The 22,167-nt window shown below is 28.0% G+C and carries 23 protein-coding genes and 3 pseudogenes; 25 read left to right on the top strand and 1 reads right to left on the bottom strand.

Translation table 11 applies throughout. The features are described from left to right. A pseudogene (locus B5D11_RS12040) lies at positions 1 to 306 on the bottom strand (transposase); the annotation flags it as partial. Positions 307 to 384: 78 nt separating this feature from the next. On the opposite strand from B5D11_RS12040, the pseudogene B5D11_RS12035 reads away from it, so the two are divergent. The 25 genes and pseudogenes from B5D11_RS12035 to B5D11_RS11920 form a co-directional block, all read left to right on the top strand. After that, positions 385 to 597 (top strand): annotated as a pseudogene (locus tag B5D11_RS12035) (phage holin family protein); the annotation flags it as partial. Beyond that, a complete protein-coding gene (locus tag B5D11_RS12030) occupies positions 590 to 1,285 on the top strand; it encodes an N-acetylmuramoyl-L-alanine amidase (RefSeq protein ID WP_078683259.1) in 696 nt (231 codons plus the stop codon). The pseudogene B5D11_RS12035 and the gene B5D11_RS12030, both read left to right, overlap by 8 nt. 48 nt (positions 1,286 to 1,333) lie before the next feature. Further along, the gene (locus tag B5D11_RS12735) at positions 1,334 to 1,471 is read left to right on the top strand and encodes an SHOCT domain-containing protein (protein ID WP_164850214.1); all 138 of its coding nucleotides are present in this window, start codon (positions 1,334 to 1,336) and stop codon (positions 1,469 to 1,471) included. Between the two features lie 136 nt (positions 1,472 to 1,607). Then, positions 1,608 to 2,648: a recombinase family protein gene (locus B5D11_RS12025; RefSeq protein WP_078683258.1), complete on the top strand. Its 1,041-nt coding sequence runs from the start codon at positions 1,608 to 1,610 to the stop codon at positions 2,646 to 2,648. Further along, positions 2,629 to 3,237, top strand: a complete 609-nt coding sequence (locus tag B5D11_RS12020) for a hypothetical protein (protein WP_078683257.1) — start codon at positions 2,629 to 2,631, stop codon at positions 3,235 to 3,237. The genes B5D11_RS12025 and B5D11_RS12020 overlap by 20 nt, the downstream gene beginning before the upstream one ends. Positions 3,238 to 3,249: 12 nt before the next feature. Beyond that, a complete protein-coding gene (locus B5D11_RS12015; protein ID WP_078683256.1) occupies positions 3,250 to 4,854 on the top strand; it encodes a recombinase family protein in 1,605 nt (534 codons plus the stop codon). 99 nt (positions 4,855 to 4,953) lie between these two features. Next, entirely contained in the window at positions 4,954 to 9,123 is a 4,170-nt protein-coding gene (locus B5D11_RS12010; RefSeq protein WP_078683255.1) for an NACHT domain-containing protein, read from the top strand. A gap of 153 nt (positions 9,124 to 9,276) precedes the next feature. Then, entirely contained in the window at positions 9,277 to 9,606 is a 330-nt protein-coding gene (locus B5D11_RS12005; protein WP_347476985.1) for a recombinase family protein, read from the top strand. A 278-nt stretch (positions 9,607 to 9,884) separates the two neighbouring features. After that, on the top strand, positions 9,885 to 10,034 hold the full coding sequence (locus B5D11_RS12730) for a hypothetical protein (RefSeq protein ID WP_180377016.1): 150 nt from the start codon (positions 9,885 to 9,887) through the stop codon (positions 10,032 to 10,034). A gap of 137 nt (positions 10,035 to 10,171) precedes the next feature. After that, positions 10,172 to 11,005, top strand: coding sequence for a hypothetical protein (locus B5D11_RS12000; RefSeq protein ID WP_078683254.1), 834 nt, complete (start codon positions 10,172 to 10,174; stop codon positions 11,003 to 11,005). 20 nt (positions 11,006 to 11,025) lie between these two features. Then, positions 11,026 to 11,718 (top strand): hypothetical protein, encoded by a 693-nt coding sequence (locus B5D11_RS11995; protein ID WP_078683253.1) that lies wholly within the window; start codon positions 11,026 to 11,028, stop codon positions 11,716 to 11,718. A gap of 806 nt (positions 11,719 to 12,524) precedes the next feature. Then, complete coding sequence (locus B5D11_RS11985; protein ID WP_078683251.1) at positions 12,525 to 13,169, top strand: ABC transporter ATP-binding protein; 645 nt, start codon at positions 12,525 to 12,527, stop codon at positions 13,167 to 13,169. 5 nt (positions 13,170 to 13,174) lie between these two features. Further along, positions 13,175 to 13,870 carry a hypothetical protein gene (locus tag B5D11_RS11980; protein ID WP_078683250.1) on the top strand — a complete coding sequence of 232 codons (696 nt, stop codon included), beginning with the start codon at positions 13,175 to 13,177 and terminating at the stop codon, positions 13,868 to 13,870. Positions 13,871 to 14,205: 335 nt separating this feature from the next. Then, positions 14,206 to 14,346 (top strand): annotated as a pseudogene (locus tag B5D11_RS11975) (recombinase family protein); the annotation flags it as partial. Between the two features lie 1,106 nt (positions 14,347 to 15,452). Beyond that, positions 15,453 to 15,842 carry a hypothetical protein gene (locus B5D11_RS11965; RefSeq protein WP_078683248.1) on the top strand — a complete coding sequence of 130 codons (390 nt, stop codon included), beginning with the start codon at positions 15,453 to 15,455 and terminating at the stop codon, positions 15,840 to 15,842. Positions 15,843 to 15,867: 25 nt separating this feature from the next. Further along, a complete protein-coding gene (locus tag B5D11_RS11960; RefSeq protein WP_078683247.1) occupies positions 15,868 to 16,152 on the top strand; it encodes a hypothetical protein in 285 nt (94 codons plus the stop codon). A gap of 272 nt (positions 16,153 to 16,424) precedes the next feature. Then, positions 16,425 to 16,580: a helix-turn-helix domain-containing protein gene (locus B5D11_RS12885; RefSeq protein WP_242942292.1), complete on the top strand. Its 156-nt coding sequence runs from the start codon at positions 16,425 to 16,427 to the stop codon at positions 16,578 to 16,580. Positions 16,581 to 16,792: 212 nt separating this feature from the next. Further along, on the top strand, positions 16,793 to 17,131 hold the full coding sequence (locus B5D11_RS12880) for an IS3 family transposase (RefSeq protein WP_242942291.1): 339 nt from the start codon (positions 16,793 to 16,795) through the stop codon (positions 17,129 to 17,131). A gap of 9 nt (positions 17,132 to 17,140) precedes the next feature. After that, positions 17,141 to 17,626 (top strand): DDE-type integrase/transposase/recombinase, encoded by a 486-nt coding sequence (locus tag B5D11_RS12875; RefSeq protein ID WP_347476984.1) that lies wholly within the window; start codon positions 17,141 to 17,143, stop codon positions 17,624 to 17,626. 421 nt (positions 17,627 to 18,047) lie between these two features. Beyond that, positions 18,048 to 18,371 (top strand): hypothetical protein, encoded by a 324-nt coding sequence (locus B5D11_RS11945; RefSeq protein ID WP_143327707.1) that lies wholly within the window; start codon positions 18,048 to 18,050, stop codon positions 18,369 to 18,371. Further along, a complete protein-coding gene (locus B5D11_RS11940) occupies positions 18,358 to 19,053 on the top strand; it encodes an ABC transporter ATP-binding protein (RefSeq protein ID WP_078683245.1) in 696 nt (231 codons plus the stop codon). Before B5D11_RS11945 ends, B5D11_RS11940 begins: the two co-directional genes overlap by 14 nt. Next, positions 19,050 to 20,228 (top strand): ABC transporter permease, encoded by a 1,179-nt coding sequence (locus B5D11_RS11935; protein ID WP_078683244.1) that lies wholly within the window; start codon positions 19,050 to 19,052, stop codon positions 20,226 to 20,228. The genes B5D11_RS11940 and B5D11_RS11935 overlap by 4 nt, the downstream gene beginning before the upstream one ends. 2 nt (positions 20,229 to 20,230) lie before the next feature. Beyond that, on the top strand, positions 20,231 to 21,271 hold the full coding sequence (locus B5D11_RS11930; protein ID WP_078683243.1) for a hypothetical protein: 1,041 nt from the start codon (positions 20,231 to 20,233) through the stop codon (positions 21,269 to 21,271). 201 nt (positions 21,272 to 21,472) lie between these two features. Beyond that, positions 21,473 to 21,664, top strand: coding sequence for a hypothetical protein (locus tag B5D11_RS11925; RefSeq protein ID WP_078683242.1), 192 nt, complete (start codon positions 21,473 to 21,475; stop codon positions 21,662 to 21,664). Between the two features lie 49 nt (positions 21,665 to 21,713). Next, the gene (locus B5D11_RS11920; RefSeq protein ID WP_078683241.1) at positions 21,714 to 21,995 is read left to right on the top strand and encodes a transposase; all 282 of its coding nucleotides are present in this window, start codon (positions 21,714 to 21,716) and stop codon (positions 21,993 to 21,995) included. Positions 21,996 to 22,167: the final 172 nt, after the last annotated feature.

The following is a 22,167-nucleotide window of genomic DNA, read 5'->3' as shown; positions in this document are numbered from 1 at the left end:
TTTCTTTGTTTGCTAGAATTATTTCTATTTTCGTGCCATTATCAGCGCTGCTTGCTTTAAAATATCATTTTCCATCATCAATTGTTTATTTTCCTTACGGAGACGTATTAGCTCGTTCTCTTCCTCGGTACGATTATCTTTGGCCTTGAAAGACCCAGAATTGCTATAATCATTTACCCACTTTATTATTGTTGATTTTGCTATTTGATATTCTCTTGATATCTCTGATGTTGATTTACCATTTTGTTTTAGTGCTACTATTTGCTTTTTAAAATCATCTGTATAATTTTTTATTTTTCCAGCCATGATAATTTCTCCTTCTCCTATTTTTATATATCATATCATGACCGAATATTTATTGTCTAATTAATTGTAACCTATCCAGTTTTAATTTTTGTAATGGTTGGCATAGGAAATATAGTAGATGTTCATTTGATTAAAAACGGTAGTGCGATTCGTACTGCTGTTATTTTTTTCTACATTTCAAATGAAGGTATAAGCATTATTGAAAATTCAGCAAAGGTTGGACTACCAATACCTCAAAAATTAAAGGATGTTTTAAAACAGCTAAATAAGGAGGATGAAAACAATGGCTAGATTATGTTTTGACTATGGACATGGCGGAAACGATAGTGGTGCTTGCTATAATGGCAGGAAAGAATCCAATGATGTATTAATTTTAGGTAGAGCTGTGGCAGCAGAGATTAGAAGGCATGGAGTGCTTGTTGATGAAATAAGGACTTCTGATGTTACGATAAGTCTGCAGGATAGAAGTAAATTTGAAAATAGAAACACCTATGACTATTTTATATCCTTCCACAGGAATGCTTATCAACCTGAAAAAGCAAAAGGAGTAGAAACATATACTTATTTAAATGCAGGAGCAAAGTCTAAAGGCTTAGCAGAAAGGATACAAGCTGGACTTGTGTCTTTAGGTTTTGTAAATAGAGGGGTTAAGCAAACTGACTTTCATGTATTAAGAGAAACCAAGGCTCCGGCAGTATTAATTGAGATAGGCTTCATTGATAACACAGGAGATAATAATTTGTTTGATGCTAAAAGAAATGAAATAATAAAGGCAATAGCAAAAGCTATATTATCACAGATAGGAATTAACTATGTAGAAACTTCACCACAGACTGCAGAAACACCACAGATATCAAATGGACAAACTCTTTATAGGGTTATGGCAGGTTCTTACTCAGTAAGAGAAAATGCTGAAAATCAAGTTCAAAAGCTTAAAGCAGCTGGCTTTGATGCTACAATTATGATTTTTAATAAGTAATCGTTACTCATAGAGGGGTAGCGGTTTTTATTTTGAGGAGGGCATGAAATGCAGTCAAAAGAAGTAAATAGTGTACCATATTTAATAAGCAGGTCTATTTTAAAGGAGCTTCTTGAAGATGGACTTATAACTGAAGAAGAGTTTTCAAAGATAGATGCTGAAAATAAAAAGACCTTTAATAAATAGATTTAGGGCTTGAGGTAGCAATACTTCAGGCCCTTACTTTTTTAGTATTTTTTATATGTTCCCACAGAACAATTAACTTGATGTAAGGCAGTGGTAGAGGTAACATGTGACTACCCTGAAGAGAGGAGGATTTTAAGTGAAGAAAATAACTACGATAGCAGTAAAAAATAAGGGTGCCATAGATGATAAAAAGCTAGAAAAGACAAGGGTTTGTGCTTATTGCAGAGTAAGTACAGATAGCTTAAAGCAAGCAGAGTCCTTTGAAATGCAGACTATTTTTTATGAGGACTATATTAAAAAGAAGATAGAATGGGAGTTTGCAGGGATATACGCAGATCAGGGGACAACAGGAACAAAAACAGATAAAAGGCTTCAGTTTAAAAAGATGATTAAGGACTGCGAACTTGGAAAGATAGATTTAATAATAACAAAATCAATATCAAGATTTGCAAGAAATACAGCTGATTGTTTAGAAGCAGTAAGGTACTTAAGAAGTCTTAATGTTGGAGTTTATTTTGAGAGGGAAAATATAAATACTCTCGGAGCTGATAGTGAACTTATACTCAGCATTTTAAGCTCCATTGCACAGGATGAAGCAAGGAGCATGTCAGAAAACATAAGATGGTCCTTCCAGAAGAAGTTTAAAGAAGGGAAGATACAGATTAACACAAAAAGATTTCTCGGCTATGACCTTTCAGAGGATGGAAAGCTTATAGTAAATCCAGAGGAAGCAAAAATAGTAAAGAGAATCTTTAGAGAATACTTAGATGGCAAAAGTTTAAATGGTATAAAGGATGGACTTGAAAAAGATAAGATAAAAACAGCTACAGGAGCTTACACTTGGCATGGCAGTGCAATAAAAGGTATCTTAAGTAATGAAAAATACTACGGTGATTTAATTCTCCAGAAAACTTATACTGTGGATTTTCTGAACAATAAAAAGAGAAAGAACAAGGGGGAGGTTCCACAGTATATTGTTGAAGGACATCATGAAGCAATTGTATCTAAAGAAGATTTTTTAAAGGTACAAGCCATGATGAGTGAGAGGGCAGCACAGTTTGGAAATGTTCCAGAAATAAGACACAAATATAATCAGCGATATGCCTTTAGTGGAAAGCTTATATGTGGTAACTGCGGAGCTACTTTAAAAAAGAAGATTGTGGAACAGCAAAGCTAAATCAAAACAAGTAGTATGGTTATGCAAAACATATATTAATGAAGGAAAAAGCTCCTGTAATATGAAGGCATTAGATGATATAACACTAAAGGCTGTATTTGTAAGGGTATTCAATAGGCTATATGAATACAAAGAAGATTTTGCAAAAGCTTTTACTGACAATATAGAGAAGGTTCTAAAGCAAGGTGCAAAATGTGAGGATGCTTTTAAGCTTGATAGAGATATTTCAAATATAAATGAAGAAATAAAAAGCCTTGTGAGGCAGCAGATAAAAGGTGAATTAAGAGAAGATGAATTTGATAAGAAATATATAGTTCTTAAGAAAATGCTTGAAGATTTACAAGTAAGAAAAGAAGCCCTAAATATTGATAGCAACAAGTATGATGAAATTTTAAAGAGAACCGCAGAAATTAAAAGAATAATCAATTTGAGAGAAACTGCTCTTGTAGAGTTTGATGATGATATATTTGAAGGATTAATTGAAAAGGTGGTTGTTATAACACCAACATATTTAGAGTTTCATCTTAAAAATGGGATGAAGGTGGAAGAAGAATTTATAAAGAAGAGAGGCATTAATGGCCTTCAGTAGAGGAGGAGAGTTATGGCAAAGGTTTCAGTAATTCCAGCAAGACAACAAGTGCAAGTGATAGACGGAGTTTCTAGGGAGAGAAAGAAAAGAGTGTGTGCATACTGTAGAGTAAGTACCGATACGGAAGAACAGCTGACAAGTTATGAAGCTCAAGTTACCTATTATGAAAATTACATAAGAAGTAAACCAGAGTATGAGTTTGCAGGCATCTTTGCAGATGAAGGGATAACTGGTACAAACACAAAGCATAGAGTTGAGTTTAATAGAATGATTGAAGCTGCTCTGGCAGGCCAGTTTGATATGATTATTACTAAATCAATTTCAAGGTTTGCACGTAACACCCTTGACTGTCTTAAATATGTGAGGCTTTTAAAAGAAAAAGGAATAGGGGTGTACTTTGAAAAAGAAAATATTGATACCTTGGATTCAAAAGGAGAGGTTCTTCTTACAATCTTAAGTTCCCTTGCACAGGATGAATCGAGAAATATTTCAGAGAACAGCAGATGGGGTATAGTTAGAAGATTTCAGCAGGGAAAGGTAAGAGTTAATCATAAGAGATTCCTTGGATATGATAAGGATGAAAATGGGGAGCTAATAATAAATGAACAAGAAGCAGCGGTTGTTAGAAGAATATATGATGAATACTTGGGTGGCCTAGGATATAAGTCGATTGCATTAAAGCTTGAGGCAGAGGGGATTAGAAACGGTTCAGGAAAAGTTAAATGGCATGATTCTAATATAAAGCAGATACTTACAAATGAAAAATATATGGGTGATGCCCTTCTTCAAAAGACAATAACAGTGGATTTTTTAACACATAAAAGAGTGAAGAATAAAGGAGAGGCTCAGCAATACTATGTTGAAGACAGCCATCCAGCTATAATATCAAAGGAAGCATTTCAGAAGGTGCAGGAGGAAATAGAAAGGCGAGCAAAAATGCAGGGCTGCACAAATGAAACTAGAAGTAGACATTCCAACAAATATGCCTTTTCAGGAAAGCTAATATGCGGTAATTGTGGTAGTAAATTTAGAAGAAAGAGATGGGGCCAGACAGAAAAATATAAAAAGTATGTGTGGATTTGTGTTAACCACGCTAATAACGGAAATGAAGCCTGTGATATGAAAGCTGTAGATGAAGAAAAGCTAAAGGCAGCATTTGTAAGGTCTATAAATAAAGCCATTCAAGCCAAAGATACCTTTATTAAAACTATGATTGAGAATATAAATAATGTTTTAGAAAGCAGAAGAGAAGATGCAGAGCTTCAAGAAATTAATACAAGGTTAGAAGAACTGAAAGAACAAATGCTTAACCTGGTAAGGTTAAATTTAAGAAGTGGATTGGATAGTCTGATTTATGATGAGGAGTATCAAAGTTTAGAGCAGGAGATGCAGGAATTAAAACAGAGGAAAGCAGCATTTGATAATACAGAATTAATTAGGGATAAGGCTTTAAAGAAAGCAGAGGAGATTGAAAAACTGTTAAGTAGCAGGCAGGAGCTACTAAAAAGGTTTGATGATTATTTATTTACTGAAATGGTTGAGCAGGTACGTATAGTTTCTTTAGTAGAGGTTGAGTTTATTTACAAGACTGGGCTAGTAATTAAAGAAATATTATAATTATTGGAGTTTAGATAAAAATTGATGAATCATTATGTTATAATGTGGGTGTATTTGATTAAATAAGTACATCCATTTTTTTGAAAGTAGGGATTTTCAATGATACAGATAGATTGGAGGCAGTTTGGAAGAAAATTTGAAAGCTTACAAGCATCATTTGAACAGTTATGCCATTATTTATTTTGTAGGGAATTAAAAATAACAAGTACTGTCTCGGCGGATCACAATCAAAAAGGTTTAGAAACAAAGCCAGTTAAGTTTCAGGATAAATACTACGGATACCAAGCTAAATTTTTTGAGAAGAGTATTAATTACACCCAGATAAAGGAGTCGATAAAAAATGCTTTGGATGAATTTGAATGTGAATTAGATTATATATTTATTTACCTAAATACAGGTGCAAAAACTAGTTGTGATAGTGCTAAAAATATTGTAAAGATGGCAAAAGATAAGGGAGTAGAGATAGTTTGGAAGGATGTTACTTCTATAAGCACAATGTTAGCACAGCCTTCAAATATAGATTTAGCACAGGCATTCTTTGGAATTGGAGACGAATTTAAATTTATAAAAGAAAGTACAAATAAGGATGTAATTACACTGCTGCAATCTAACGAATATATAGATTTGCCAATAATTGCGGATAATAATAAATATTTGTTTAGTAACTTATCAAATATGGTCCTTAAGGGGCAAGACAAAGTTTCACTATTCATAGGTAATCCTGGTTCAGGTAAAAGCATTTGTATGCACAAATTTTTTCAAGTATATTCAGGTTTAAATAAAAAAGATGAAAAAGGTATGTTTGAGACTATTGAAAAGAACAATGCTGTTCCTATGTTAATAAATCTAAAGTATTGTTCAAAGGACTCGTTAGAAAACATAATTAGAAATAGACAAAATGATTATGGCATAAGAGAGGAAATAAAAAACTTTATATATTTATTGGATGGGCTGGATGAAATATCAGAAAACGATGTTGAAATAACTCTTCATTATATTAAAGAACTGGTTAATAAATCTAGTACTTGTAAAGTTATAATTTCATCAAGGAAAGAAAGTATTAATAGAATCTTAATTAAGAGTTATTTCCCGAACTTAAAGGAGTACACAATTGGAGATCTATGTGAAGAAGATATAAAAAAATACTTTGAAGCTAAGAATAATACAATAAAGTTAGAGTTGCTAGATAAACTAAAAAGTGAAAATAAACTATTAACAGAAATTAAAGATATCTTATTGGTTAAATCATTATGGGATGTTATAGATAAACATAATAATAAGAATTGCATTCTTGATATTCTTAGGCTAAAAGTGGAATCAATTATTGATAAGGCAGAACATCAAAAAGTATTAAATCAATTAAACATACCTAATCCAAAGAAAAATGAAATAATAGAATTAAATAAGACAATTTCATATGAAATGCAAAAGAAATTTGTTTTAAATTTTTCTTATAAGGAAATCTATGACATAGTACTCAATAAATATCCACGAATTGATTATAAAGCTGCTAATAAGATTGTTGGTTATCTGGCTGAGAGTTTTTTTGAAAATAATTATAATGAGGAAACGCTTAGTAATTTTTCATATGTATATCAGCATAGGAGATTTCAAGAATACTTTTTTACATTAAGGCTAAAAGAAAAGTTTGAGAAAAATCCTAATATTTTAAGAGAATTGCGTGTATTATCAAATAGAAAGTTTTTCGAAGATTTTTTTCTAGAGCTGCTGCGAAAGGAATACACAGCAAAGAATGATATAGGAGGCATGCTTGAGCTCAATCTTATTAATGTATACTTGGGAAAAAGTGAAGACTGGGGAGCAGATGATCCAGCCTATTTATATTCCTATGAACTAACAGAAGCAATTGCATCACAAAGGGATGAAATGTTTGAATCGCTTATGTCAGAAGAAACATTACCAATTGCAGAGCATTTAAGTGGAGACATAGAAAAAATAGTTCAAGAAATAGAATATAGAAATAGCGATAAGCGATACATAAATAGGCTACCAGATCCAATACAAGAAAAAGCACAGAGTATAGTAAGGAATATAGCAATCTGCTGGCAAAATGGAAAGTTCACGTTTGCTAAAGAACTAGATAAAAGAATGTGTCAATTAGTTGAAGATGTGAAGTTAAATAATAATAAGTATTTAAAATATATTTCATCTGCAATTAGAGAAGAAATAAAAAATTATTTATACATTCTTCTAGTCATTCGTGGAAATAAATCTTCAGATGTTCTTGAAAATTATGTTAGACAGCTCTATATTAACGATAATAAGGGATATAAACTTGCTGAGACGGATGATGAGAAGATTATTAAGGCATTTTTTAGTGTTATATTAGATAAAGAAAATACCGAAATAGTTGAGCTGATAAATTTAATTAATGATAAAGAATTGGTTACATTATTAGAGATATTTTGCTCAACTGACTATTTGCATTACCTAAAAAATAATAATGTTGTTGAAGCATTATCGGCTAGAATAAAGCAGGTGCCTGAAAAGGTAATCTTGGAAAATGAAATGATAATAGCATTTAAACGGTATTTAAAATTGGATATTTCAGACAATGAAAAAGATGCAATTGATAGGTTCTGGGGTAGTTTGAGCAAAGAAAGAGCTATAGATTTATTTACTCATAAAGGATATCATCAAATTTATTCATTTATAACTGTGGCTTGTGATAAGTATTCAGATTTTGTTGAAATGGGATTTGTTGATGTAAGGAATGTTTATATTCAACTTTATAAAGGGTATTTTGATTTGTTAGAAAATAAGACCAGCATTGGAAAAGTAGCTAAAAGGTTTTGTGATTGCAATGAACTGTTATCTGTTTCAAAATCTATAAACTATAAGTATTATTTTTCTAAAGTTTGGGCGAGTATTTTTGCTAAGTCATCATTAGGCATAGATAAATTGCTAAGAATAAAAGAATACTTATATTTACATACAGAACAAATCAGCATGCTTATGCTATTTTGTGAAATAAAGAGAAAGAATTTAGAACTATTTAAAAAAATAGTTGATATTAGTGAGATAGAAGAGATTGAAAAAACACTTGTAAAAAATGGGCCCGAATTCACATTCAGTATTCAAGACAATGTAAATAGTTGGTTTCACTTAGCATATCTGTATTCAAGCTTTAACGAAACTAAAAGTATAAATTGTATTTCAAATGGGATTAACAAAGGTATTCTAAGGCATGGGTGGAGAAAAGACAGCATTGTAGATATTGATCTTATTAATTCTCTTGAGATAATGGTGGATAATAAATTTTTTAATAGAGAAGATACTAAAAAGATTATAAAGCGGATTTTCAACTATCTCACCTATTTGGGAAAAATTACCGATGAATCTGGAGATTGGAAAGCCTTCGAGAAACTACTCAAAATTACAAGTAGAATAGATATAAAACTTGCAGAACAATTTTTAAAAATGTTGGAGGAAGAAGATTTAATATTTAATGAATTAGTGACGATTGTGCTAATTGAAAAAGTTTATCAAACAGAGAGTCTAAGTGATTTGCAAGAAATAATGGGATTTTACAAAATAGAAAATGATGGTTACTATGGTAGGCGGCATGATTTATATTATCTGGAGAAAATTAAAGTTTTTTTAGAGGTTTTAGATTCAGGTATATTTGAAGATGAAGAGGAAAAAAAGGCTTTTGATAAGGCATACTTTTGTTTTGAAAGTATTAAGAGGTATAGTGGAGATACTAAAATAGGAGATGTAGAATTATATAATAGATATAAACATTACTGTGAAGTGTATGATAAGAAATGTAATGCTGAACTCGAAACATATAAGCCTGAAATATATTCTAAGCCAAAAGACAAACTTACTGATAAAGGACTAAAGGTTCTTCTAGACTCAGTAGTGGACACAACAACATTAATTGAAGTTTATAAAAAACTAAATGAACCATATGTTTTAATAGAAAAACCAGAAACATGGAGAAACCTTATTGACAAGACGTATAGCATTACTTCCTCATTAGAATTGTTTTTTGATTACTTGAAGAATATCTATTACTTGCACTTTCACTATTCATCAAATTCAGATTATGTTCATTATGCAGTAGCTTATGCTTTTAGTAGAACAGAGATGCGTCAAGATATGCTAGACTTTATTTATAAAAATAGCGGGCATGGAGGTTTCTACGCTTTAATTAAGGTTTATGAAATAAATGGGAATAAGGAACAGTGTATAAAGCTTTTCAATAGGTTTATAAGGTTCTGCGATTTTTTAGTCTTTGCTTAATTATACTGTTTCCTTTTAAGCCTTTTGGCTTACTACATGCATGTTGAGTGTGTTGTGATGATAGAGAAGAAATAGGAATGACATTATTATTACTTATAGCTTTTAAAGAGTAATAAGTATGTATGCTTAGGAGCGGAAGAGAACCAAAAATATATTAATGTAGAAATAATATTTGAAAAAGAAAATATCAAAACTTTATCAGGGGATGGAGAGCTTATGCTAACCGTCCTCTCTTCTTTTGCACAGGAAGAAAGCAAAAATGTCAGCGACAGCTTAAAATGGAGGGTAAAGAAGAAGTTTGAACGAGGAAAGCTGATTATAAATACCACAAGATTTTTAGGTTATGACAAGGATGAATACGGCGATTTAGTTATAAATCCTAAAGAAGCAGAAATAGTTAAAAGAATATTTGAAGATTATTTAAAAGGCAAAAGGAGATTTATGAGAAGGGTGAAGCAATTTTTTATAGATTTTTTATTTTAAATAATAACATGATATTAAATAACTTCTTGTCATTTTGTGTCGTAAAATTTTACCAAAGAAATTATTGACAATTTTTTAACGGGGGGTAAAATTATAAATGTAGACAAGTTATTTATATAATTTGGTAACTTTATGAGTACAGTTTATAATATATTTCTTATATAATGTTTTTTTATTTTATTCTTGTAAACAAGTTATCTGTAAAATATAGTTTTCCAGTATAAAATGCATATAAATATCATTTCACATGTAAAAAACAACATTTTACTATAAGTTTATTGATTAGAAAGATAAATTTTAGTATTTTATTGGATGTAAGATATAAAAGTAATTCTGCAGTTGGTACTGATGTGTTTTTAGGAATTGAAGATATGGAAGATACCTTATTTTACAATAATAATGCTGCTGGTACTGTAAATTACAAATAGTGTTTAAAAGAATATATCATGCTCTGCATGATATATTCTTTTAATATTAGTGGTTATACTATAAAGTTAAATGTATTAAAGTTAATAAATCGTTATGTAAAATATTATGTTTATGATGTCAATATTGAGGTGATCACATGATAGGATTAGTTAAATTAGAAATTAGGAAATGCATAAAAAGAACAGAATTTAAAATAGCGCTTATTGCTATATTTTCTGCAATTTTTCTCGATTATATAATTCTTTGCAAGGGTTATTATGGATCAGCATTATCAAAAGTAATGTCTGCATCAGATGGAAGTATACTTACAAACTTAATTAAAACGCCTTTATCTCCAATAGTAAGTATTTTGTTACCATTGACAGTAAGTTTTATTTACTCAGACTCTTATTTAGAAGAGAGAAAATGGGGACTAAGTAACTTTATTAATACAAGAATAAGTAAAAACAAATATATTTTAGCTAAGGCTATTGCAATTGCTATTGTAAGTTTTTTTATAATATTCATACCATTGATAATAAATATGCTATTGGCAATTATTGCATTTCCAATACAAGGGCATAATACATTTGGACTACCAGATTATAAAAAACTTTCCTACATAGATCCAGGTATTATGCTAAATAGAATAAAGACATACTATCCATATATTAATATATTAATTTTCATTATAATAAGAGCTTTATTTGCGTCTAGTTTTGCACTGATTTCTTTTGGAATATCATTTTTTAATAAAATTAATAAATATTTAGTAATATTATCTTCTATGATTATTAATACTTTGTTAATGATGATAACTGATATTTTATCGAGAATTATACCTAATAGAGATATTTCTAGAGCTATAGGAACTAATATTTTAGGGACTAATAGTTATGGAAATTTTATATGGTTGATATTTATAATGTGTATTTATTTTATTTCTAGTTTTATGCTGATAAGGAAAGGCACAAAAAATGAGATTCTATAATATTGGAGGATACAAAAGCTGTGATGAAAATAATTAAAGGAGAAGCTCTTCTATATTCGATAATTTTTATACTTGCACTTTCTAATAAAGTTATAGGTTCAGTTACAGATGTGGAACTTATGTACAAGTCGATAGTAAATAGCAAAATAGTTACTTTGGTATACATACCTATGTTTTTATTCATACTATTGCAGACATTTTCGGAAAGAATGATACCTGAACTGATAATACGATACGAAAATATATATAATTGGAGTATTTCAAACCTTAAAATAATTGTTATGTTAAGTATAAGATTTTGCGTTATTTTTAATCTAATAACATCTATATTTATGATTTCCTGTAACAAGGATTTATTATTTAATAGAAGTTTTTTAATTTTTATTTATATCTCTATAATAATTCAAATTTTTGGATGGTCTTTAATTGGTACATTATTTCTTAGTGTTATTTGTGCGGTAAATAGTATTAAGTTAGCATATATGCTTATTATTATTTTTTTTCTAGCTATAAGATTAATTATGTCTCCTTTATCTTTTTTATCTATCAGAAATTATATAATACCAATTTGGGATACAATGTTTTTCTACGATTTAAACAAAGACTACTCGATTATGATAAAATATCTATTTATGAATATAGCTATTACAGCAACATTATTTATCATATATAATTTTTTGTATAAAAACAGAGATATTAGGATAGAAAGGTAATACTTATGAAAATATCTAATAGAATCAGCAAGCGAACTTTTGTGATTGTATTTATATGTTCAATAATATTTGATTTCTTAGGCTTATTTTTTTATAACAAAAATATAGAAACGATAAATGATTTTATCACTTTTACATATGGATATGTAGATTTATGGCATATAAATAATATTGTTAATATAGTATATTGGATGCTTCCGCAATTAATTTTGATAGTATACTTAGGTGATTATATAGAAGTTAGATTGCTAAAAAATGCAACCTTAATCTTTACAAGAACTAATAATAAAATAAATATTTTATTAAGATTTATTAGAGAACTATTTATTCAAATATTCTGTTTTTATTTGCTGCAACTTATATTGGTACTAGTAATAGGAGGAATATTAAATGTGAAGTTATTTATAAATATAGATATTATTTTCATGATGATTAGGCTTATCTTATACAATTTCTTTATTATATTAATTGTTAATAGTTGCTCAATTTTATTTAAATCCATATATGGAGTGTATTTAGTATTAATTATACAGTTAGCCCTATTATACTTATCAAATCTTATATTAAATTGGAATAAATATTTTTTAAAATATCTACCTACTACTAATGCTCTATTATCGTTGAACAAGTATGGTATAGGTATTGAGAACAATATCTCATTATTATATTTACTTATACTTATATTGGTAGTAATTATTGTAGCCATAAACATATTCAATAAAAAAGAGATTTTATACTGATTAGATTTATAAAATAAATCGTTTTGTAAAAGTATTAAAGAATATTTATATATTTGGAGGTAAAGGATGAGAAGTATTGAAGTAAACAACATATCAAAAGTAATTAGTGGAACAACAATACTAAAGGATATAAATCTTGTACTTGAGGAGGGAAAAATTTATGGAGTATATGGACATAATGGATCAGGTAAAACTATGTTATTTAGAACTCTGAGTGGATTAATAAAACCAACAACAGGTACAATAAATATATTTGGACAACAATTGCATAAAGATATAGATTTTCCAAAGAGTATAGGAGTGTTAATAGAAAACCCAAAGTTTTGGCCAAACTATACAGGAAAAGAAGTATTAAAAACTTTAGCAAATATTAAAAGAATTATAAATGATGAAGATATTTCAAAGTCTTTAGAGAGAGTTGGCCTTAATCCTAATGACTTACGAACTGTAAAAAAATATTCTTTAGGAATGAGACAAAGATTGGGAATAGCACAAGCTATTATGGAAAAACCAGATATTATTATTTTAGATGAACCTACGAGTGCATTAGACGAAGATGGTGTTAATTTGATATATAATATCCTATTGGAAGAAAAAAAACGAGGTGCAGTTGTAATAATATCTAGTCATAATAAGGCAGATATTGATACTTTATGTGATTATAAAATAAAAATAGATGGAGGAAAAATTGTTGATAAAATAGGAGGATAAAATATATGAATAAAAAAAATATAGCTTTCGCTATTATTTTTGTAGGTGTATTTGTTAGTATGATTGTTTTAGGCATCCTTACAAGAAAAAGTTATGTAAATGATATAGATGTAAATAGATATATTAATGACGAAAGTATGAATTTATCTATATCTACATATCAAGAAGATATTACAAAAGTGTTTACAAAATTTGAAGATTTAAATTCTATCGAAGATTTAGAGAAAGTTTCTCCTATAATTGTTAGGGCGCAAGTAGATTCACAAACATCCAGAAATAGATATTATTTAACAACTTTAACAACTGTTAAAGTTGTTAAAGTGTATAAAGGAGATATCAATAGTGACTTAATTTCAATATTTGAGCCTATAGATATTGTAAATATAACAGATGCAAATGATATAGTAGATTCTCTTGATGGTTATAATTGGATGAAGGAAGATAAAGAATATATTTTGTTTCTTAGACCACTGAAAGATTCTCATTATACTGATGGAGATACAGTCTATCTGCCAACTTCTACCATCTTAAGTAAATATCAAATTGATGAAAGTCAAGTTTCAAAATTAAACAAAGAAAAAATTTTAAATGCTAATTTAAAATATACCAGTGTAGGTGAGCAAGAAGTTTTTCTTTATGAAGATAAAAATATAGATAAGTTTAAAGATTTTAAAGAGGATGTTTTACACAAATATAAATAAGTATTCTAATAGTTGTAATTGCCAGCTTTCATAAATGCTATAAACTTATTTTATATCAAAAATGGACAAGGATCAGAACTATATTATTATGATTTTACTTTAAATGATGAATATCAAATTAGAGCAAATTAAGATGAGTTGAATAACGCTATGGAGAATAGGTATGATAGAAAAAAGTTAAGAATTATTTTTTTATATTATATTAGGATCACTTTTTATAATTTCAATATTCAATAGTAAGGTTATTGCAAAAGTTCAAGTACAACAAAGCTCTTGAGAATCATTAAAAGGTTTTCTTTTTTTATGTTATTTTTTAAGAAGAATGGTAAATTTTAAAAATGTACACAGTTGATTTTTTAACTAAAAAAAGAGCAGTAAATAACGGAGAAGTTCCAATGTATTATATAGAAGAAAGCCATCCTGCAGTTATAGATAAAGAAATTTGGGAAGCAGTGCAGCTTGAAATGTGGAGAAGATAATAGTTAGTTTGCTTGATGGGACGTAGATTGAGATTGTAGTTGAATGAGGGATAATCTGCAATCAGCTGAAGATGGTGGATCAATTCTTACTATATTTCTCATTTTAAATAATAATATGATATTAAATAACTCTTGTCATTTTGTGTCGTAAAATTTTACTAAAGAAATTATTGATATTTTTTTAACGGGGTGTAAAATTTTAAATGTAAACAGAGTATTCATATAATTAATGAAAATTGAATGGAGTCATAAGTTAGTGCCAAATTTCTCAAAGACATTTTAAATAAATTGCTAATTTCTCAAATACAATAAATAATTATATTTATTTCAGGTAAAACATAACAAATATTATTAGTTATGTATACCTACTTAGGTATAAGTGATAATTATAACATACTTAAATGGAGGGAAACGTATAATCTTATTGGCGTTAATATTAGTTAAAGTAATGCTTGTATAAGTTTTTAAATGACTAATAATTCACATATTTGAAAGGAGGAAATTAGATGAAGCATAGGAGAAAGTTATATTATAATATTATTGTTTGTATAATATTTTTTTTGGGCTTTACAATTATAGATAGATTTAACTTGTCATGGACTGCTTATATTTTTATTGTTATATTCGGTATGTTGTTTGACTTTATTTGGGATTAGTCTTTTAAGAAAAAAATCAAAACTAATATTAAATCAGAAAGTTATTTCTTACAGGCAAAGAAAATGAAGTTTATGTATTAACAGTAAGTGTTTTGTTATTTAATAAATAGCTATTTAAAACCATGATATTATAGTAAATAACAAGAGGACATTCAGCGTGCTGAATTGACATTAAAAATTTATACAAAGTATATTAGTAATTTTACTGATAGAATTGAGGATAAACATAAGAAAATACAAGCTGAGAAAATAATTCTATATAAAGATAATTCAGAGTATTTGAATAAAAGAGAAAATATAAAACCGGATTCGTTTTACAGTTTCTATCGTTTGTTTGATGGATACTTAGCTGATGAAATAGTACTTAATAAATGTAAGATTAAAAAAAGAATATAAATGCTTATTACCCATATGTAAAAAAATGATAAAATTAGAAGAGAATAAAAAATGAGTGAATTTGTATTAAACAGAAAGTATGAACTTCAATTGCCAGACAGCTTTGTAGACATTGACAGAGATGAAATGGAGTATATTGATGGGGGATGGTCATTTACTAGAAAATTCTCAACGAAAGCTGGAATTAATGCATTATATAAAGCTGGAGCTGGGTATAGTATAGCAACCTTAATATTAGCTTTTGGTGTAGTTATAACAGGTGCTACAGGAATAGGAGCAGTAGCATTTGGGTTAGTGGGTGCATATAGTGGAACATTAACATGGAAATGTTTGGATAGTACTACGGAAGCTACATATTATTATAATAGATATGGAAGTTATTATCTAACTGTTGCAGGAATTGGACCTTTGATTACAGGAGTAAGAGTTGATCAACTTTAAATTATAATTAGAAGGAGATTAGTAAATGAAAGAAGAAATTTTATTTAAACTTATTATTGGACCATTGTTTATAGGTATAATTGCTATTTTGTTAATTATATTAAGTTTGAAGAAAAGAAAACAAGGTAATCAATGGAATAAAACAATAAATAAAGTTGATTATGGTAGAGTTTATTGTCAAATAGTATTTTTTACTTTTGTAGCAATGATTATTTTATGTGACAATATTTATGAATTTTTATTATTTCAAGGGTCTTTAATATTTGCAGCAGTGTTAATTAGTAAGACATCAATGGCAAGAGAGAGATAAAAGAGTAAAATAATCATAATTTATTACAAAAAAACATTTTAAATTAGTGACCCTTACCCACTTTGATATACACGAGAAACTCGTGTATACTTAAAGTGAAGGGAATGATTAATTTGAAAAAACAATACAGTAAGGAATTTAAAATTGAAGCAGTAAGAAGAGTTGAAAGTTCAGGAGAATAATGGTGCTAGAATATAAATAGTACAAGTTGAAAGTGAAAAAATCCAAAATGAAAGGTATAATAAAAAAAAATAAAGATGGAGGGTTTTAACATGAGTAGACAGTTTACGAAAGAATTTAAAGAAGATGAAGTAAGGTATTATGAGGAACATAAAGATTTAGGGATAACAGTATGTGCAAAGAATCTTGGGACAAGTAGAACTGCCCTATTTGACTGGATAAAGAAGTCTAAAAATAATAATGGTTAGGTACCTACAAGAGGATCTGGTAATTATCAAAGTGATGAAGAAAAAGAAAATGCAAGACTACGCAAAGAACTACGTGATACCCAAGATGCTTTAGAAATATTAAAAAAAGCCATCAGCATTCTGGGAAAATAACAGAGGCTTTATTTATTGAAACATCTACTAAAGAAGATGAATTGAATGAAGATGGTAAACGCCGCCTTAATGTTAGCGGAGTGCTGAAGATACTAGGTGTTTCTAGGAGTGGCTATAATTCTTTTAAGAAAAGGCTGCCGTCGGATAGGATTAAGAGAAAAGAAAATCTAAAAATTAAAATTAAAGAAATCTATGATGAATCTCATCAAAATTATGGAGCACCCAAAATAACAGAAGTTTTACATCAGAAAGGAGAAAAAATAGCTATAAAAACTGTTGGTAACTATATGCGAGAGCTGGGGATAAAAGCGCAATATATGAAACCATACACAGTTACTACAATTGATTCAAACTTTAGTGAAGAACTTATTAACATATTGAATGAAGAGTTTAATCCAGAAGAACCAAACGCTGTATAGTGCTCAGATATTACTTATATTTGGACTTATGAAGGCTTTGTGTATTTAACAAGTATTATGGATTTATATTCAAGAAAAATAATATCTTGGGTACTTAGTACAACCTTAGAGGCTAAATGGGTTGTGAAGGCAATAAATAAAGTAAAAGCAACAAGAAATATAACAAAACCATTGGTTATCCACAGTGACAGAGGCATACAATACACATGTATTACATATAAGGAAGCCACAGAAGGATTTATAAATAGTTATTCAAAGAAAGCTTATCCATGGGATAATGCATGTATAGAGTCTTTACATGCACTTATAAAGAGAGAATGGATAAATAGGTTCAAGATCTTAGATTATAATCATGCATATCGTTTAGTGTTCAACTATATAGATGCATTTTACAATACTGTAAGAATACATAGTCATTGTGGATATTTATCGCCTAATCAATATGAGGACAAGTATAAAAGCGAATTGGAAAACTTATATAAAAATGTTAGTTAATTGAATTATAAGATAAGTGGTTAAAAAATTCATGTTTAACTTGTACTTTTTCTTGACATAATACCAGTCAAATGAAATTTATTTCTTAGTCCAATCTGTAAAAGAATATAAAAGTGATTTGGCAATTAAAACTGATGTCATCAAACAACACAATATTAATATTCTAAGTAAATTTAATGAAGATTTTTAAACAATATATAAAAACTTATGTATTCTAAAATATATTGACAATAATAGCGTAGATATAAATCTTAAAAATAAAATTTTTAATAATATACATCTATTTAAGTTTGTATTGAAAACTCATATACTATATTCACTAGGATATAAGTTTAACAACAAATACATACCTAAGAATATTGATAATATATTTTCGTTAATTGAAAACAAGCAATCACCTTTTGAAAATGGCAAAGATATTTTGGCATTGAAGTTGTTAGATGCTTTTAAAGTTACTAATGTTATAGAATTTGATAGCAAGATTGTTAATTATATAGAGCAAGTACACTTAACAAAAGATTCAGAAGTGCTAGCTTATGAATTATACTATAAAAATATTTTGTTGTATAAACTAAATAAAAATTTTGATGCAACACAACCAAAAGAAGTATTTAATAGTTTGCATAAAAAGGTTGGATTTGGTATGTCTTCCAATGCCCAATATTTTGATCCTAGGGCATCAATGTTCATATATCAGTTACTTAAATTAGGAGAAGGAGAAAAAGAAATCTATGAATTTAGATAATTATATTACATTAAGAGAAATAAAAAAGGATTTCTATTTTAACAAAACTAAAATATCTATTTTAAAAGGAATAAACTTAGATATAAATAAAGGAGAATTCATTGTAATAATGGGTCCATCAGGATCTGGTAAAAGTACACTTTTAAATATAGTAGGGTTATTAGATTCAACATCTTCAGGAGAATTCATATGGGAAAATGAAAAAATATTTAATCTAAATCAGAACCAACTGTCAGATAAAAGAACTAATGATATAGGATTTGTTTTTCAACAGTATAATCTTATTAAATCCTTAAGTGTAAAGGAAAATGTATTGTTACCACTATATCTTAATAATAAATTGACAGATGCAGAAAAAATTAAAAAAGTAAATGATGTATTAGGCAAGGTAGGAATGATTCATAGGAAAGATAATTTTCCGAATACATTATCTGGTGGTGAACAACAGAGGGTAGCAATAGCAAGAAGTTTAGTTAATGATCCATCTTTAATAATAGCAGATGAACCTACTGGTAATGTAGATCAAGAAAATGAAAATGCTATAATTAACATTCTTACAGAGCTAGCAAATGAAGGAAAAGCGATACTAGTAGTAACTCATAATGAAATTTATAAGAGGGTTGCAAGCAAATTATACTATTTAAAGGATGGTATCTTAATTGAAGGTGGTAAAACAGTATGAAATCAAAAGATTATATTAAATTAGGATTTAAATATTTTAATAGAAATAAAAGAAATTCAGTAAATTCAATAATAATAATATCAATTGCTTTAGTAATGTTTAACTTAATATCAGGAATGATGTTTGGTATAAAAAAATCTTTAAATAATTCAGTTGTACTTAATGATAACTTAAAGTTTATTTACGTAGAATCAAAAGGAGATAATATTCTAAAACATGAGAATATACAGGAATTTTCCAAAATAAGTGGGGTAGAAACTGCATTTGAAAGGATTACTGTTCAAGTCGGATTAAGAAATAAAGATAGGAAAAATATCACAACCTTACTTGCAGTACCAGATGAGGCTTTAAAATATTTTGATAATAGATTAAGTAAATATAATAGCAAAAATTCAATAATTCTTAATGAAGATATAAAAGAATTTTCAGCCGGTGATAATTTAACTCTAGATTATAGTATTAAAATTGACGAAAATTCAGGAATCCAAGGTGAATTGCCAATATCAGTAAGCCAAAAATATAAACAGGGCAATGTTTTAGATTTACCACCTAATGTTTCACTAGCTCCTAGTGATTTAGTATATGATATAAAGTCAAGATTCTATAATGTTAGTGTAGAAGACCTTAAGAAGAATTCTAGTATAGATAAAATTATTGTGGTTGTAAATAATATAGACAAGCTAAATGAGGTTGCTGATCAAATAGAATTAAAAGGATATTTAACAAATTATTCAATGAAAGCTTCAAAAGATTTACCACAGTTTAGTAAAGTTATAGTAGGATTAAGTTCAATTATACTAATTGTATTATTATTACTTTCATGTACTAATATTAACTCGACTATTAAGCAAAATTTAAATAATAGAAAAAGAGAAATAGGAATTATGAAAGCTTTAGGATTTAAGAGTACACATATATTAAAAATTCTTCTATCAGAAATGACTTGTTTAGTTATAGCAACTTTTATAGTTTCTATAATATCATCTTTTGTGGTAATATTTGCAATTAATAAATTTGTAATAGATACAAGTGTTAGTATATCTAAAATAGATTTTAATTATATACAAATTTTATTAAGTTTTATTATGATAACAGTTGTAGTAAATTTATCAACTATTAAAAACATAGTAGTCACTTCAAAGCTAAACCCAATAGATATAATTAGGGAGGAATAGTCATGAGAAGCGGTAAACGACTAATTACAATAGGAATAACCACAGTAATACTTATTATATGTATAGTACTCTTTAATTTTTTTAAAGATAACAAATATAATAGTAAATATAATAGCAAAAACTTTTTTGGAATAGTAACAAGCGATGATAAGAAAACTTATATGCAGGTTATAGATTTAGATAAAAAACAAAGTATTTACAAAAGTAAATTAGGGAGTACGGATGAGTATTTTTACTCTGAAATTCTTTATGATAAACAGAAAAATATAATAATTACAACTAATAGTAATAGTCAAAGTAAGGATATATATAGTATATCTAATAACGAGGTTAAAAAATTAGGAAGTTTAAAAGATGCAGTAAGTAGTTTTAAACTCATTAACAATGATTTATATGCAATAAAGTATATAAAAAATAAAGGGAAATTAGTTCATTATGATATAAATACCCTTAATGAAATAGAAAATGAAATTGATATAGATGGTTATATAGTTGACTTAACTGTATCAGATAATAAAGAAATTTATATACTTTCAATATTAGATAAAAAGACATATCTATATACTATTAAGAATCAAGAAGTAAAAAAGAGTTTACTGTTTGGTGATAGTAGGTTAGGTAGATTATATTCAAATGGAGATAGTCTTTATATTTGTATTAATGAACTTGTAATTGGAGATATAAATAAAACCAATGATTTACAGAGGAAACCATTAAATGAGGTATATATTAAAGAAAAAAATAAAGATAATGTCAACTTATATGTTAAAACAAAATACTCTCCTATGAATCTATTCATAGATAAAGACTATTTATATGTATTATCTGCCCCTAATAAAAATTTAATTGAGGTTTATGAGTTAAATACAGGTAAGTTAAAAAAGGAAATGGATACAAATCAACAAAATATTTATGGAATAAGTAAAATTAATGGTGTTAATTATATATTTGGCAACAAGAACATTATAAAATTTAATTCGGATAAATTAGACAACATCTATGATATCAATAACAGCAATCAGATTACAACAAAGATAAATTAATATAGTTATGAATCTGTTACGGAAATAAAACTCCTCAACAGACTAAGCTAGAGCCATATATTTATCAAGCCTTAGAGAAGGTTTTTAGGGTAGCTACTGGTTTAGATGTAACTCCATCTGAAAACCATAGGAAGTGGTATAGTATAGGAACATTTTTTGATCACTATTATACAGAAAACAGAAAGGGGGCGCATTCTTTCTATGGACTACCAAAATAAAACTCTAATATGTGAAAGTTTTAAACAACTAAATTATCAAACAAAACATTTGGATAGAATACTTTTAAAAGCTATCAATAAAGCAGATACTGTATATGCATTTAGAAGCTACACTCATATTTTAGAAAAAAACAATTTAATTAAATTGGATAGGTTACAATTAATTATACAATAAATATTCGGTCATGATATGATATATAAAAATAGGAGAAGGAGAAATTATCATGGCGGGAAAAATAAAAAATTATACAGATGATTTTAAAAAGCAAATAGTAGCACTAAAACAAAATGGTAAATCAACATCAGAGATATCAAGAGAATATCAAATAGCAAAATCAACAATAATAAAGTGGGTAAATGATTATAGCAATTCTGGGTCTTTCAAGGCCAAAGATAATCGTACCGAGGAAGAGAACGAGCTAATACGTCTCCGTGAGGAAAATAAACAATTGATGATGGAAAATGATATTTTAAAGCAAGCAGCGCTGATAATGGCACGAAAATAGAAATAATTCTAGCAAACAAAGAAAAGTACAGTATCAGCGCAATGTGTAAAGTATTAGATATTCCAAGAAGCTTAGTATATTATAAGAAAAAAACTAGAGTGTATAATACTAAGCTTGAAAATGCAGTTATATCTATATTTAGAGAGAGTAAGAACAATTATGGATCAAGAAA

This window comes from Clostridium sp. USBA 49 (assembly GCF_900167505.1).
Taxonomy (GTDB): Bacteria; Bacillota; Clostridia; order Clostridiales; family Clostridiaceae; genus Clostridium_AT; species Clostridium_AT prolinivorans.
The sequence above is the reverse complement of the archived record's forward strand: the minus strand, read 5'-3'. Positions and strand labels throughout refer to the sequence as shown.

What these genes read in the sequence shown, in the direction of transcription:
- B5D11_RS11980 (WP_078683250.1), top strand. Translation starts at nt 13,175, where the DNA reads ATGAATAAAAAAAATATAGCTTTCGCTATTATTTTTGTAGGTGTATTT.
- B5D11_RS11965 (WP_078683248.1), top strand. Translation starts at nt 15,453, where the DNA reads ATGAGTGAATTTGTATTAAACAGAAAGTATGAACTTCAATTGCCAGAC.
- B5D11_RS11935 (WP_078683244.1), top strand. Translation starts at nt 19,050, where the DNA reads ATGAAATCAAAAGATTATATTAAATTAGGATTTAAATATTTTAATAGA.
- B5D11_RS12010 (WP_078683255.1), top strand. Translation starts at nt 4,954, where the DNA reads ATGATACAGATAGATTGGAGGCAGTTTGGAAGAAAATTTGAAAGCTTA.
- B5D11_RS12885 (WP_242942292.1), top strand. Translation starts at nt 16,425, where the DNA reads ATGAGTAGACAGTTTACGAAAGAATTTAAAGAAGATGAAGTAAGGTAT.
- B5D11_RS12735 (WP_164850214.1), top strand. Translation starts at nt 1,334, where the DNA reads ATGCAGTCAAAAGAAGTAAATAGTGTACCATATTTAATAAGCAGGTCT.
- B5D11_RS12015 (WP_078683256.1), top strand. Translation starts at nt 3,250, where the DNA reads ATGGCAAAGGTTTCAGTAATTCCAGCAAGACAACAAGTGCAAGTGATA.
- B5D11_RS11920 (WP_078683241.1), top strand. Translation starts at nt 21,714, where the DNA reads ATGGCGGGAAAAATAAAAAATTATACAGATGATTTTAAAAAGCAAATA.
- B5D11_RS11960 (WP_078683247.1), top strand. Translation starts at nt 15,868, where the DNA reads ATGAAAGAAGAAATTTTATTTAAACTTATTATTGGACCATTGTTTATA.
- B5D11_RS11930 (WP_078683243.1), top strand. Translation starts at nt 20,231, where the DNA reads ATGAGAAGCGGTAAACGACTAATTACAATAGGAATAACCACAGTAATA.
- B5D11_RS11985 (WP_078683251.1), top strand. Translation starts at nt 12,525, where the DNA reads ATGAGAAGTATTGAAGTAAACAACATATCAAAAGTAATTAGTGGAACA.
- B5D11_RS11925 (WP_078683242.1), top strand. Translation starts at nt 21,473, where the DNA reads ATGGACTACCAAAATAAAACTCTAATATGTGAAAGTTTTAAACAACTA.
- B5D11_RS12000 (WP_078683254.1), top strand. Translation starts at nt 10,172, where the DNA reads ATGATAGGATTAGTTAAATTAGAAATTAGGAAATGCATAAAAAGAACA.
- B5D11_RS12030 (WP_078683259.1), top strand. Translation starts at nt 590, where the DNA reads ATGGCTAGATTATGTTTTGACTATGGACATGGCGGAAACGATAGTGGT.
- B5D11_RS11940 (WP_078683245.1), top strand. Translation starts at nt 18,358, where the DNA reads ATGAATTTAGATAATTATATTACATTAAGAGAAATAAAAAAGGATTTC.